This is a genomic window from Pseudomonas sp. St29, assembly GCF_001547915.1.
In the GTDB taxonomy this organism is placed as follows: domain Bacteria; phylum Pseudomonadota; class Gammaproteobacteria; order Pseudomonadales; family Pseudomonadaceae; genus Aquipseudomonas.
Genome location: NZ_AP014628.1, coordinates 5,946,147 through 5,959,739, shown reverse-complemented (window position 1 = coordinate 5,959,739; position 13,593 = coordinate 5,946,147). Strand labels below are relative to the sequence as shown.

13 protein-coding genes are annotated in these 13,593 nt (G+C 62.1%); 7 read left to right on the top strand and 6 right to left on the bottom strand.

What is annotated here, in order from left to right; genetic code table 11:
• Window positions 1-15: 15 nt before the first annotated feature.
• The 5 genes from PST29_RS26550 to PST29_RS26530 all read left to right on the top strand — a co-directional run bounded on the left by PST29_RS26550 (window position 16) and on the right by PST29_RS26530 (window position 4,313).
• Window positions 16-1,173, top strand: coding sequence for a D-alanyl-D-alanine carboxypeptidase family protein (locus tag PST29_RS26550; RefSeq protein ID WP_060841255.1), 1,158 nt, complete (start codon window positions 16-18; stop codon window positions 1,171-1,173).
• Window positions 1,174-1,254: 81 nt separating this feature from the next.
• Window positions 1,255-1,530, top strand: coding sequence for a DUF493 domain-containing protein (locus PST29_RS26545; protein WP_011063665.1), 276 nt, complete (start codon window positions 1,255-1,257; stop codon window positions 1,528-1,530).
• A complete protein-coding gene (gene lipB / locus PST29_RS26540; protein ID WP_060841254.1) occupies window positions 1,530-2,177 on the top strand; it encodes a lipoyl(octanoyl) transferase LipB in 648 nt (215 codons plus the stop codon). Before PST29_RS26545 ends, lipB begins: the two co-directional genes overlap by 1 nt.
• A 1-nt stretch (window position 2,178) precedes the next feature.
• Complete coding sequence (lipA, locus tag PST29_RS26535) at window positions 2,179-3,201, top strand: lipoyl synthase (protein ID WP_016964512.1); 1,023 nt, start codon at window positions 2,179-2,181, stop codon at window positions 3,199-3,201.
• 164 nt (window positions 3,202-3,365) lie between these two features.
• Entirely contained in the window at window positions 3,366-4,313 is a 948-nt protein-coding gene (locus tag PST29_RS26530) for a S66 peptidase family protein (RefSeq protein WP_060844724.1), read from the top strand.
• 39 nt (window positions 4,314-4,352) lie between these two features.
• Here the strand turns inward: PST29_RS26530 and PST29_RS26525 are convergent, their stop codons facing one another.
• The 5 genes from PST29_RS26525 to leuS all read right to left on the bottom strand — a co-directional run bounded on the left by PST29_RS26525 (window position 4,353) and on the right by leuS (window position 10,393).
• A complete protein-coding gene (locus PST29_RS26525; RefSeq protein ID WP_060844723.1) occupies window positions 4,353-5,675 on the bottom strand; it encodes a lytic murein transglycosylase in 1,323 nt (440 codons plus the stop codon).
• Window positions 5,676-5,738: 63 nt separating this feature from the next.
• Window positions 5,739-5,900: an alternative ribosome rescue factor ArfA gene (gene arfA, locus PST29_RS26520; protein ID WP_015637164.1), complete on the bottom strand. Its 162-nt coding sequence runs from the start codon at window positions 5,898-5,900 to the stop codon at window positions 5,739-5,741.
• 115 nt (window positions 5,901-6,015) lie between these two features.
• A complete protein-coding gene (gene holA / locus PST29_RS26515; protein WP_060844722.1) occupies window positions 6,016-7,053 on the bottom strand; it encodes a DNA polymerase III subunit delta in 1,038 nt (345 codons plus the stop codon).
• Between the two features lie 39 nt (window positions 7,054-7,092).
• A complete protein-coding gene (locus tag PST29_RS26510; RefSeq protein WP_060844721.1) occupies window positions 7,093-7,698 on the bottom strand; it encodes an LPS-assembly lipoprotein LptE in 606 nt (201 codons plus the stop codon).
• Window positions 7,699-7,786: 88 nt separating this feature from the next.
• Window positions 7,787-10,393, bottom strand: a complete 2,607-nt coding sequence (gene leuS / locus PST29_RS26505; RefSeq protein WP_060844720.1) for a leucine--tRNA ligase — start codon at window positions 10,391-10,393, stop codon at window positions 7,787-7,789.
• Window positions 10,394-10,654: 261 nt separating this feature from the next.
• Here leuS and PST29_RS26500 point away from each other — a divergent pair, with 261 nt between their 5' ends.
• Entirely contained in the window at window positions 10,655-10,972 is a 318-nt protein-coding gene (locus tag PST29_RS26500; RefSeq protein ID WP_060841248.1) for a hypothetical protein, read from the top strand.
• Window positions 10,973-11,096: 124 nt separating this feature from the next.
• Window positions 11,097-11,858 carry a YdcF family protein gene (locus PST29_RS26495; protein ID WP_060844719.1) on the top strand — a complete coding sequence of 254 codons (762 nt, stop codon included), beginning with the start codon at window positions 11,097-11,099 and terminating at the stop codon, window positions 11,856-11,858.
• 45 nt (window positions 11,859-11,903) lie between these two features.
• Here the strand turns inward: PST29_RS26495 and lnt are convergent, their stop codons facing one another.
• A complete protein-coding gene (lnt, locus tag PST29_RS26490) occupies window positions 11,904-13,427 on the bottom strand; it encodes an apolipoprotein N-acyltransferase (RefSeq protein ID WP_060842017.1) in 1,524 nt (507 codons plus the stop codon).
• Window positions 13,428-13,593: the final 166 nt, after the last annotated feature.

Here is a 13,593-nt window from a genome sequence, read left to right as displayed (position 1 = left end):
AACTTCGAGAGACGGATGAACATCACCACCTTTGCCAAACGCCTGTGCCTGCTTGTCCCGCTGATCATCACGCCCGCCGCCTGGGCGGTCGAAGCGATGCCGTCGCCACCGCAACTGGCCGCCAAATCCTATGTGCTCATGGACGCCAGCAGCGGTAACGTGCTGGTGGAGAACAATGGTGACCAGCGCCTGCCGCCAGCCAGCCTGACCAAGCTGATGACTGCCTACATCGCGACCCTGGAGATCCGTCGCGGTCAGATCGGTGAGAACGACCCGGTGACCGTCAGCGAAAACGCCTGGCGTACCGGCGGTTCGCGGATGTTCATCAAGGTGGGATCGCAGGTCACCGTCAGCGACCTGCTGCACGGGATCATCATCCAGTCGGGTAACGACGCCAGTGTCGCGGTTTCCGAGCACATTGCCGGCAGCGAGGACGCGTTCGCCGACATGATGAACAAGACGGCGGCCGACCTGGGCATGAGCAACAGCCACTTCATGAACCCTACCGGTCTGCCGAATCCCGAGCACTATTCGTCGGCTCACGACATGGCGCTGCTGGCGCGGGCGATCATCCATGAAGACCCGGCCCACTACGCCATCTACTCGCAGAAAGAGTTCTTCTGGAACGGTATCAAGCAGCCCAACCGTAACCTGTTGCTGTGGCGCGACAAGACCGTCGACGGTCTGAAAACCGGCCACACTGACGAGGCCGGCTACTGCATGGTGTCTTCGGCCGTGCGTGATGGCATGCGTCTGATCGCCGTGGTGTTCGGCACCAACAGCGAGCAGGCGCGCGCCGCCGAAACCCAGAAGCTGCTGACCTATGGCTTCCGCTTCTTCGAAACCCAGACCTTCTACCAGAAGGGCACCGAGCTGGCCCAGGCCCAGGTCTGGAAAGGCACCACTCATCAGGTCAAGGCCGGTCTGGCCGAAGATCTGACCATGACCATGCCTAAAGGCCAGCTGAAAAAGCTCGCTGCCAGCATGACCATGAACCCGCATCTGGTTGCGCCGATCGCCAAGGGCGACGTGATTGGTAAAGTCGAAGTGAAGCTGGACGATAAGGTGGTGCACAGCGCCGACCTGATCGCTCTGGAAGCGGTCGACGAAGGTGGTATCTTCCGCCGCATGTGGGATAGCATCCGCCTATTCTTCTACGGTTTGTTCAACTGATATTGTCGACCTGCGTGGCCCTCGCTCCGAAGTGGAGCGGGGGTCATGTCCGTCGCCACGGCTTACGAGGCCGTTACTGCCATGACAGACACTGACGTTAAGTCGCACAAGATTGAATTTCCCGTCGATGACTACCCGATCAAGGTGATCGGTGACACGGTTGTCGGCTTCAAGGACACCGTGATCGAGATCCTTGCCAAGTACGCCAAGCTGGACATCAAGTCCCTGGCCGAGCGTCAAAGCAGCAACGGCAAGTACACCACGGTACAACTGCACATCACCGCCACCGGCGAAGACCAACTGCGTGATATCAATAGTGCCCTGCGTGCTACCGGTGTCGTCCACATGGTGCTGTGATGCCGCAAACGCTGGGCTTTCGTGAGCTTGGCCTGATGGCCTACGAACCGGTCTGGCAGGCCATGCAGCGCTTTACCAATGAACGCGGCACCAGCGCGGCAGACGAAGTCTGGCTGGTGCAGCATCCTCCGGTGTTTACCCAGGGCCAGGCGGGCAAGGCCGAGCATCTGTTGCTGCCGGGAGATATTCCGGTGGTGCAGGCCGATCGCGGCGGACAGGTGACTTATCACGGTCCGGGCCAGTTGGTGGCCTACTTGCTGCTGGATGTGCGCAGGCTGGGATTCGGTGTGCGTGATCTGGTCAGTCGCATGGAGCAATGCCTGGTGGAGTTGCTGGCCAGCTATGGCGTGCCGGCGGCGGCCAAGCCCGATGCACCGGGGGTCTACGTCGACGGGGCGAAAATTGCCTCGCTGGGCCTGCGGATCCGGCACGGATGCTCCTTTCACGGTCTGGCCTTGAACGTGGACATGGATTTGCAGCCGTTTCGACGGATTAACCCCTGTGGTTATGCCGGGTTGGCGATGACCCAACTGAGCGACCATGCAGGGCCGATTGAATTTGCCGAGGTAAGTGCCCGGCTGCGTGCGCAGCTCGTCAAACACCTCGACTATGCTGAGCAGACGACCCTAACGGGCGGAATCGACTGATATGACTACTGCGCAAGACGCTGTTGAAACCCTGATCCCGACGCTGGATGTTTCCGAGCGGGCGGCCCGTCCGAAAGTTGAAACCGGCGTCAAATTGCGCGGTGCGGAAAAGGTCGCGCGCATTCCGGTGAAGATCATTCCGACCACCGAGTTGCCGAAGAAGCCGGACTGGATTCGTGTACGCATTCCAGTCTCGCCGGAAGTCGACCGGATCAAGCAGCTGCTGCGTAAGCACAAGCTGCACAGCGTCTGCGAAGAGGCGTCCTGCCCGAACCTGGGCGAATGTTTCTCCGGCGGTACCGCGACCTTCATGATCATGGGTGACATCTGCACCCGTCGCTGCCCGTTCTGTGACGTTGGCCATGGCCGTCCGAAGCCTCTGGATGTCGATGAGCCGATGAACCTGGCGGTGGCCATCGCCGACCTGCGCCTGAAGTACGTGGTGATCACCTCGGTGGACCGTGATGACCTGCGTGACGGTGGTGCCCAGCACTTTGCCGACTGCATTCGCGAGATTCGCAAACTGTCGCCGAACGTTCAGTTGGAAACCCTGGTTCCCGACTACCGCGGTCGCATGGATGTCGCCCTGGAAATTACCGCCGCCACGCCGCCGGATGTGTTCAACCACAACTTGGAAACCGTGCCGCGCCTGTACAAGGCAGCGCGTCCGGGCTCGGACTACCAGTGGTCGCTGACCCTGCTGCAGAAGTTCAAGCAACTGGTACCCCATGTACCGACCAAGTCCGGCCTGATGCTAGGCCTGGGCGAAACCGACGACGAAGTCATCGAAGTCATGAAGCGCATGCGTGAGCACGACATCGATATGCTGACCCTCGGCCAGTACCTGCAACCGTCGCGCAACCACCTGCCGGTTCAACGCTTCGTGCACCCGGACACCTTCGCCTGGTTCGCCGAGGAAGGTTACAAGATGGGCTTCAAGAACGTCGCTTCCGGCCCGCTGGTACGTTCCTCGTATCACGCCGACGAACAAGCGAAGCTGGCCAAAGAAGGCCTGGTTTCCTGATGTAGCCCGCCCGCAAGGCCCTGGCCTTGCGGGCAGCTTTGCCGCTGTTTGGTACGACTTCTGCGCTGCGCCTCCCTTGTATTCTCCGTGGGTGATTTCCCCTCTTCTGTTTGGTGGCATTCATGGCTACTGTGCTGGGGTGAATTCACACAGGGAGAATCTGCATGCCCATCCAACCCACTGCTGCTCTTCACGCTCATCTGCCGGTGCCGGCATTGGCGGCGGAAGGTGTCATTGGCCTTATCGCCCCCGCCGGTCCTGCAGCTCTGGATACCGAAAAAGCCTGCCAATGGATGCGTTCCAGGGGCTATACGCTGCGGATCTTCCCTGGCGTAGGTCAACAGGATGGTTACCTGGCAGGCAGTGATCAGGTCCGTCTCGATGACTTGCACGGGGCTTTTGCCGATAGCGAAATCGACGCCATTGTGTGTCTGCGCGGGGGCTATGGCAGTCCGCGCCTGCTGGACAAGATCGACTTCGAGTTGCTGCGACGCCATCCCAAGCCATTTGTCGGCTACAGCGACATCACCGCCTTGCACCTGGCGATCAATCGTTATGCGGGCTTTGTCAGCTTTCACGGGCCGATGCTCAATGCCGACCTGCTGGGCGGCAAGCAGGCGCCAACCGAGGCGTCGTTTTTCAATATGCTCAGAGGGCAGGTCAAGAGCGGCAGCCTGCTGCCCCATCCGGTAGCCTTTCCCTTGACCACGGTGGAGCCGGGTATCGCCCAAGGGCCGCTGGTGGGCGGCAACCTGTCACTGATTGCCAGTACCTTGGGTACGCCTTACGAAATCAATACCGGCGGCGTCATTCTGTTTATCGAAGACGTCAACGAGCCGCTGTACCGCATCGACCGCCTGCTCAATCACTTGCGTCTGGCCGGCAAGCTGGAGGGGGTGCGCGGGGTCCTGGTCGGCGATGTGGCCGGTGTGGATTTCACCGCGTTGTGCGCGTTGCTCAAGCAGGTCTTCGAGCCCTTGCAGATTCCGGTGCTGGCGGGATGGTGCAGCGGTCACTGCGATCCGAACCTGACCTTGCCGGTGGGGGCGCTGGTCAAGCTGGATGCAGGGGCCAGGGAGTTGACCCTGGCTCAGGACGTGGTGTTCAGGTAAGGCGCTGGCGAAGGAGCCAGCTCCTTCGCACACGCGTGTCTAGCGGCTGCGCAGGCTTTCCAGCAGCTTGTGGGTTGGGTAGCCATCTGCGGGCCAGCCCAGTGCCTGCTGGGCACTGCGAATGGCCTTGCGGGTATTGGCACCGATGATGCCGTCGGGGTTGCCGGCGTCGTATTGGTGGGTGCTGAGCAGGGTCTGCAATTCGATGCGTTCGGAGCGGCTCAGGGGAAGATCGTCCTTGGGCCAACTGCCGTTGATCTGACCAGCGCCGCCAAACCGCTCGGACAGCAGATTGACTGCCAGGGCGTAGGACGATGAGTTGTTGTATTTCAGCACTGCCCGGAAGTTATCCAGAATCAGGAACGCCGGCCCTCGGTAACCCGCGGGCAACAGCAACGACGCGGACAATTGCTCGGTGCCATATGGCAGGGCCTTGCCGTTGCTCGTTGTCATGCCCAGGCTCAGCCACTCGGCCACGGTCTTGCGGGTGGAGGCGTCGGCCAGGGCGTAGTCGAAACCGCTCTTGAGCTGGACCTCAACGCCCCAGGGCTGGCCTTTTTGCCAGCCTGAGCTCTGCAGGTAATGGGCTGTGGAGGCCAGAGCGTCGGCCGGGCTGTTCCAGATATCCCGGCGACCGTCGCCGTCGAAGTCCACGGCGTGGGTGTTGTAGGTGGTGGGAATGAACTGGGTCTGGCCCATGGCGCCGGCCCACGAGCCGAGCATCTTCTCTGGCTGGATGTCGCCGTGCTGGATGATCTGCAAGGCGGCAATCAACTGGCTGTTGGCGAAGGCCGGACGGCGTCCTTCATAAGCCAGGGTGGCCAGGGAGCGGATCACCGACTTGTTGCCCTGGAAGTCGCCGAAATTGCTCTCCATGCCCCAGACCGCCACCAATGCCTGGCGATCCACGCCATAGCGCTGTTCGATCCGCTGCAGGATGTCGCTGTACTGGAGCAGCAGGGCCTGGCCCTTGCGTACCCTGACCGGAGACAGGGCTCCATCCAGGTATTCCCAGACCGGGCGGGTGAACTCCGGCTGGCTGCGGTCAGCCTTGATGACGCTCATGTCCGGGGTGACACCGGCGAAGGCTCGGTCGAAGATGTCGGCGCGAATGCCGGCGTTCAGGGCTTCGGTACGGAATGCGTTCAGCCATTCATCGAAGGTCTGTGCGGGCTGGATGTCCAGATTGTCGGCGGTCAATGGTGCGACAGTAGCGGGTGCGGCGAGGGGGGCTGCCTGGAGGGTGGGCAGCGGCTGGGCGTCGGCGGCGGTAGGTTGTTCCGCGCAGGCGACGAGCAGAACGAGGCTGGAGGCAGCGATCAGTTGGCGCATGTGCCAACGACGGGAAAGACAAAAGGGCATGCACAGGTCCAGAGAGAATAACTATCAGGTGCAGACCTTATCATGCCGACGGGGTTCAGGGCTTCAGGCGGCCAGAAAGTAAGAAGCCTCCCAGCTTTTAGACTGGAAGGCTTCGCGGCGGTAGCTGCCTTTGCCCTTGGCCGGGCGTTCCTGACGGCTGCGGAACAGTGGCTGGGCGACAATGGATTTGGCCTTGTTGGGGCCATGCTTGGATGGCTTGCTCATCGTTTTGTACTCGCGGTTTGTAGAGAGAGGCTGCGGCGCGAATCATCGGCCAGAGTGGAGCGGCTGTCCAGCACTCTGCAGCAGGAAGATGCCAGGCGGGAGATGAGCGGCGTGCTTACTCGGCCGGCAGGGCCAGGCGTTGGCCGGCCATCAGCAGCGACAGGCGGCTCAGGCTGCTCCAGGGCGAACCGCTGGCCTGCCCCTTGATCTGCGCATCGATACGCTGGGCATCCAGCAGCAACTGCCCCCAGCGCTGTGCAGAGTAACGTTGCAGCGCCTTGCTCATCAGCGGCTTGCGTTTGTCCCAGACCGGAGGGCGGGCCTGACTGAACACCTTGTCCAATGGCACGCCCTGGCTGAATTGCAGGGCCAGGTTGGCCAACAGCCGCAGTTCTCGGGACAGGGCCCAGAGAATCACGGGAGGTTCGACGCCTTCACCGCGCAACCCTTCCAGCATGCGCAGGGCGTGGGCGGCTTCACCGTTGAGAATGGCATCCACCAGCCCGAACACATCGAAACGCGCACTGTCGGCCACTGCGGCCTGGACCGTTTCGACGGTGATCTGTCCACCTTCAGCCATCAGCTTGAGTTTTTCGATTTCCTGGGCCGCGGCCAGCAGGTTGCCCTCGACCCGCGCGGCGATCAGCTCCACCGCGTCCTGGCTGGCGGACAGCCCGGCTTGGGACAGTCGCTGACGAATCCACTGTGGAAGCTGGTTGGCGTCCACCGGCCAGATCTGTACGAACTGGGTCTGGGCACCTTCCACCAAGGCCTTGCCCCACTTGGTCTTCTGTGCGCTGCCGTCGAGCTTGGGCAGGCTGATCAGCAGCACTGTGTCCTCGGCCGGACGGGAACAGTACTCGATCAGCGCTGCGGCGCCCTTGTCTCCGGGCTTGCCCGAGGGCAGGCGCAGTTCCAGCAGGCGTTTTTCCGCAAACAGCGACATGCTGGCCCCGGCTTGCAGCAGGGTGCCCCAGTCAAAGCTGGCATCGGCACTGAATACCTGGCGCTCGTCGAATCCCTGCTGGCGTACGGCAGAGCGGATGGCGTCGGCGGCTTCCTGGCAGAGCAGGGGATCATCGCCGCTGATCACATAGACCGGCGCGAGAGGACCTTGCAGGTGTTTGCCGAGTTGGGCGGGTGCGAGTTTCATAGGCGGAGGCCAATGGGGCGCGTGAGCGCCCCACACGGCTTACTGGTTCGGCAGTTCCAGGGGTGACTGCTGCGGAGTTTCCGCCTCAGCCTTGCGTGCAGCTTCCAGCGCCTGGGCTTCGGCCTTGGCTTTGGCTTCGGCTGTGGCTTGCAGTTGAGCAAGCTGGTCCGGGGTCAGCAACTGCAGGCGGATCAGCATGCGCTGGATCAGGTCGCGGCGCATTTCCTTGCGTGTTTCAGACGATTCCTGATCGGAGCCGGTGATGTTGTTGCCGTCATGCACGAAGACCTTCTGCACTTCCAGCTTGTCGTCGAGCAGATGCAGGTTGTCGTGCGTCAGGATTTCGTACCTGAGCGTGGTGCCGATCTCGTATTCGGCCGAGCTGCCACCGCCGGTGTAACTGAGGGTGCGCTGGGAGTTTTCCTCGCTCAGCAGCACCAGCTTGTAAGGCGCGCCGGCATGGACCCGTACACCGCTGCTTTCCAGTTGTTGCTGGAGCATTTTCACGGTGGGGCCGTAGGCATCCCGGGCGCTCAGGTCGAGTTCCTTGATGGTCAGCTCATGGGTTCCCGTTCCGCGCAACTGGAAGCCACAGGCGCTCAGCAGCACGGCCAGACCCATCACCAGCAGGTTACGTTTGATCATGTATTGCTCCCCTTGAAACCATATGGGCCACCTTGTGGCCCTGGAGGTTTTGTTCGGCGCCCGATCCCGGACCGGGCGCCTGATCCAATTAGCTGGCGACGATATTGACCAGTTTGCCCGGCACCACGATGACCTTGCGGATGGTCAGGCCTTCGGTGAAGCGCAGCACGTTCTCGTTGCTGCGAGCCGCGGCTTCGACTTCTTCACGGCTGGCGCTGGCCGGCATTTCGATCTGGCCACGCAATTTGCCGTTGACCTGGATGACCAGTTGCAGGCTGTCTTGAACCAGGGCGCTTTCGTCCAGAACCGGCCAGCCGGCATCGATGATGGCGCCTTCCTGACCCAGCTGTTTCCACAGCTCGTGACTGATGTGCGGAGTGATCGGAGCCAGCAGCAGGGCTACGGTCTGCAGGCCTTCCTGCAACAGGGCACGGTCCTGGTTGCTGCCTTGCGGGGCTTTTTCCAGGACGTTCATCAAGGTCATCACCTGGGCGATGGCGGTGTTGAATTTGTGGTGCTGGCCGACATCCTGGCTGGCCTGCTTGATGGCCAGGTGGATGGCGCGGCGAATGGCTTTCTGTTCGTCGCTCAGGGTGGCGATATCCAGTGCTTGCGGCAGCCCTTGGCTGACATGGGCCTGGGCCAGGCGCCAGACGCGCTTGAGGAAGCGGTGCGCACCTTCGACACCCGAGTCGGACCATTCCAGGCTCAGCTCGGGCGGCGACGCGAACATCATGAACAGGCGGCAGGTATCGGCACCGTATTGCTCGATCATCGACTGCGGGTCGACGCCATTGTTCTTCGACTTGGCCATCTTCTCGGTGCCGCCGATTTCCACCGGCAGGCCGTCGCTGATCAGTTTGGCCCCGATGATCTTGGCCTTGCTGTCGCGCTCCAGCTCCACGTCCGCCGGGTTGTACCAGGTGTAGGCGCCATTGGCCTCACGGCGATAGTAGGTTTCGGCAATCACCATGCCCTGGGTCAGCAGGTTCTTGAACGGCTCGTTGGAGCTCACCAGGCCTTCGTCACGCATCAATTTGTGGAAGAAACGTGCGTAAAGCAGGTGCAGGATGGCGTGTTCGATGCCGCCGATGTACTGATCCACCGGCAACCAGTGGTTGGCCGCCGCCGGGTCCACCAAGCCGCTTTCATAATGTGGCGAGGCGTAGCGCGCGTAGTACCACGAGGACTCGACGAAGGTGTCCATGGTGTCGGTTTCACGCTTGGCAGGCTGGCCGCATTTCGGGCAGTTGCACTCGTAGAACTCGGGCATGCGGGCCAAAGGCGAACCGGCACCATCGGGTACCACGTCTTCCGGCAGCACCACTGGCAGCTGGTTTTCCGGGACCGGAACGTCGCCGCAGCTGTCGCAATGGATGATCGGGATCGGGCAGCCCCAGTAGCGCTGGCGGCTGATGCCCCAGTCCCGCAGGCGGAACTGGGTGCGTGATTGACCGAGGTTTTTCTTCAGCAGGGCCGCTTCGATAGCGTCGAACGCGCCAGGGAAATCCAGGCCGTCGAATTCGCCGGAGTTGATCAGTTCGCCGTGCTCGCCGTAAGCGTCCTGCCATGGCGCAGGGGTTTCATCGCCGGCGCTGGTGCGTACCACGGCCTTGATCGGCAGGTTGTACTTGCTGGCGAATTCGAAATCGCGCTCGTCGTGAGCCGGGACAGCCATGACCGCGCCATCGCCGTAGTGCATCAGCACGTAGTTGGCCACCCACACCGGGAGCTTTTCGCCGGTCAGCGGGTGTTCGACGAACAGCGAGGTAGCCAGGCCTTTTTTCTCCTGGGTCGCCATGTCCGCTTCGGCGACGCTGCCGCCTTTGCATTCGGCGATGAACGCCTGCAACTCGGGGTTGTTGCGCGCGGCCAGGGTTGCCAGCGGGTGCTCGGCGGCGACGGCGACATAGGTCGCGCCCATCAGGGTATCCGGACGGGTGGTGAACACTTTCAGGGTGCCGGTTTCGCCGATCGATGCCTGATCGTAGGGGAACTGCACTTCCATGCCGCGGGACTTGCCGATCCAGTTGCGTTGCATGGTCTTGACCTGCTCGGGCCAGCCCGTCAGTTCGTCGAGACTCTCCAGCAGCTCATCGGCATAGGCGGTGATCTTGAAGTAGTACATCGGGATTTCGCGCTTCTCGATCAGCGCGCCGGAACGCCAGCCGCGGCCGTCGATCACTTGCTCGTTGGCCAGGACGGTCTGGTCGACCGGGTCCCAGTTCACGGTGCCGTTCTTGCGATAGATCACGCCTTTTTCGAACAGGCGGGTGAACAGCCACTGTTCCCAGCGGTAGTAGTCCGGCTTGCAGGTAGTGACCTCGCGGGACCAGTCCACCGCCAGGCCCAGGCTGCGCAGTTGGGTCTTCATGTAGGCGATGTTTTCGTAGGTCCACTTGGCGGGAGCCACGTTGTTCTTCATCGCGGCGTTTTCCGCCGGCATGCCGAAGGCATCCCAACCCATGGGTTGCAGGACGTTCTTGCCTTGCATGCGCTGGTAGCGGGAGATCACGTCGCCGATGGTGTAGTTGCGCACGTGCCCCATGTGTAGCTTGCCGCTGGGGTAAGGGAACATCGATAGGCAATAGTAGGTTTCCTTGCCTGGCTGTTCACTGACTTCAAAGGACTTTTGCTCGTCCCAGAACGACTGGGCGGCGGCTTCGATTTCACGGGGCTGATAGTGTTCGTGCATGGCTACTTTTGTACTGAATAGGGGTGGCCTAATCCTCTTCAATGCAACCACGGGGAGCGATGACGCCAAATACGGCGATTTTCAGTGCCCGATGGAGCTGGAAGTGGAGTTACAGGAAGCGCCGTAGCATACATGACCGCACTCTGCCGAGGGAAACCTTGATTGCTCGGCCGGGCCGTTGGTCGCAGCGGCGCGACGCTTTCGGTCGTCCGACTAAGCTCAAAAAGGGGAGTGAGTCTTATTCTTCGATGAGGTGAACGGATGCTTGAATCGCAGCGAAAAGTAACAGAACCAGAGGTGTATGAAAGGCTGCTGAATCGACTGGCTCTGGCCCTGGATGCACTGAAGACTGCGGATCGACTGCGTGATGAGCGGCCTGTCGAGTTGGAGCTGCGGGGCTTGAGCAGTGCTGAGTTCGAATTGATCCGGGCCTATCTGGCTCGTAGCCAGCGTGAAATGCAGATCAGCATGCCGGGTGATCGGCAGCAGGAAATGCCCCGTTCAGCCAAGATCATTTGGTTGAAGGATCAGGCGCCCGTCAAGGAATCGGTGAAAGTCCGATCGCATCAGTGCAAGTAGTCTCCGGACTGCGTTTGGGGCCCATGAGGTCGTTGCCGAGGCGTTCATGAGCAAAAGTACTCGGCGCTGGTTGTTGCAGCAGGGCTTTGACCTTTAGGCTTCGGGCATCTTTTGGAGATGCCCGATGCCTTTTCGTTATTTCATCAAGCAGTTGCTGTTGCCCCCCGGCATTCTTTTGCTGCTGCTCCTGTTTGCCTGGTGCCTGCGTCACTCCCGTCCGCGGCTGGCGCGATGCTGCTTTGTTCTGGGTTTGGGCGGTTTCTGGCTGATGAGCTTGCCGGTGATGGTGGAGTGGGGCGCGCGCGGGTTGGAGCAGTTGCCTCCTTTGCCCCAGAGTCAGTGGGCGAGCCTGGCCCTGCAGGCGGATGCGATTGTGGTCCTGGGTTCAGGCCGCGAGCGCGGCGATCCGGCCTGGGGTTCTGATCAGCCCACCGGCGTGGGGCTGGAGCGTGAGCGCTACGCTGCGCGTTTGGCCAAGGCATCCGGGTTGCCGTTGCTGACCAGTGGTGGGTTGCATTACGGCACGCCGCCCACCGAAGCGGCGCTGATGGCCGAGTCCTTGCTCAATGACTTTGGCGTGACGGTGCGCTGGCAGGAAGGTCGCAGTCGCACCACCTGGGAGAACGCGCAATTCAGCGCCGAAGTCTTGCAACCCTTGGGTATCAGGCGCGTGGTGGTGGTGACCCAGGCCTGGCACATGCCTCGCGCCGTCTGGAGTTTCGAGCATGCGGGGTTTGACGTGGTACCGGCCCCGGTGGGCTTTCTCGGGGTGGACAACGCCCGTCCGCTGGGCGGCTGGATGCCGGAGTTCAAGTCGATCTGGCAGAGCGGCCAGCTGCTTAACGAGGCGGTGGGACAACTCGGTTACCGAGTCTTCTATCGCTGAGTGGCGCGCCGGCTCCCGCAGGAGCCGGCTGGCCGGGGATGGGCTTCAAACGGTCTTGGCAATGCGACTGGCCAACAGGGCCCAGCCGAACAGTAGGGTGCAGAGCACCACCAGCGGCCACGAGCGCCACTTCAGATAAGGCGTCAGATTGTGCATGGGCACCACTTCGCCATACAGGATGCCGCGCTCGAACTGTGGAATCTGCACGGTGATCTTGCCGAACGGGTCGATCAGCCCGGTGACGCCGTTGTTGGTGGCGCGGATCATCCAGCGTCCTGCCTCCAGGGCGCGCATCTGTGCCATCTGCAGATGCTGCAGGGGGCCGATGGAGGTGCCGAACCAGGTGTCGTTGCTGATGGTTAGCAGCAGGTCGCTGCGGGCCGAAAGACCGGCGGCGAACTCGGGATAGACCACTTCGTAGCAGATGAAGGGGGCAATCTGATAGCCCTTGGCCTGCAGCAACGGCTGGTCCGCCGGGCCACGGGCAAAGTCCGACATCGGCAGGTTGAAGAAGTCGATCAGGCCGCGCAGCACTTCCTGCAGGGGAACGTACTCGCCGAAGGGCACCAGTTTTTGTTTCAGGTAGGTGCCGTCGCCTTCGCCGGTCACGGTAATGCCGTTGAAGTAGCGTTTTTCATGGTGCACCAGCTGGCGCACCGGAACCCCGGTAATCAGTGCGGAATGACGATCGGCGGCAAAGTTGCCCATCATCGTCAGGTAGCCTTCGGCGGATTCCTTGAGCACCGGAACCGCGGTTTCCGGCCAGACCAGCAGGTCCACCCGCTTGCTGCTGAAACTCATGTCGCGGTACAGGGCCAGTTGGGCATTGAGCTGGGCGGGGTCCCATTTCATGCTTTGTTCGATGTTGCCCTGGATGGCCGCTACCGACATGGGGTCTCCCGACGGGCTGGTCCAGGCATGGCCTTTGAGCGCCAGGCCGATCACCCAGGGAGCTGCCAGCAGTAGCAGGCCGGCGACAATGAACCCTTTGCGCCCGGCCTTGATCAGGCGCGGCAGGTTGTAGAGCAGCGCGGCGGTCAGGGCCAGGGAGAAGGAGATCAGCCAGATTCCGCCCACTGGCGCGAGCCCGGCCAGGGGGCCGTCGAGCTGGCTGTAGCCGGAGTAAAGCCAGGGGAAACCGGTGAGGAACCAGCCGCGAAACGCCTCCTGGCCCAGCCACAGGGCAGCAAACGCCAGAGCATCCGCCAGCGGTGCTTCATTGCGCCGCAACCAGCGGGCCCAGAGCCAGGCGGGCAGGGCAAAGAACCAGGCAATGGCGGCGATGAAAGCCAGCATCAGCAGGCCGGCGAGCAAGGCCGATGCGCCGCCGTAGGTGTGGATGCTGACGTAGATCCAGCTGGTGCCGGCGCCGAACAGGCCGAAGCCGAAGCACCAGCCCCGGCCCAGGGCCTGGCGTGGCGTCAGTTCTCGCAGGCCGGCATAGAACAACCCTACCGCCAGCAAAGCCAGGGGCCAGATGTTGTAGGGCGCCAGCGCCAGGGTGGTGATGGCGCCGGCTGCCACGGCCAGCAGGTTGCCGGGCCAGCCGGGTCGGGTTGAGCGCTGCAAGAGGCGTTTCATCAGCTCTTTCCTGTTTCGCACCGGGCAGGGCGCGAGGAGATGGGTGGGTTGGATTCAGATGGGCATCGCGCCGTGCGGCTCAGCGGCCTGTCCCCGAGAGCCGTCGCCCCGAGCCCGGGGTTCCGGTTTCGGGGCGACGTTTCGTTGTACAGGA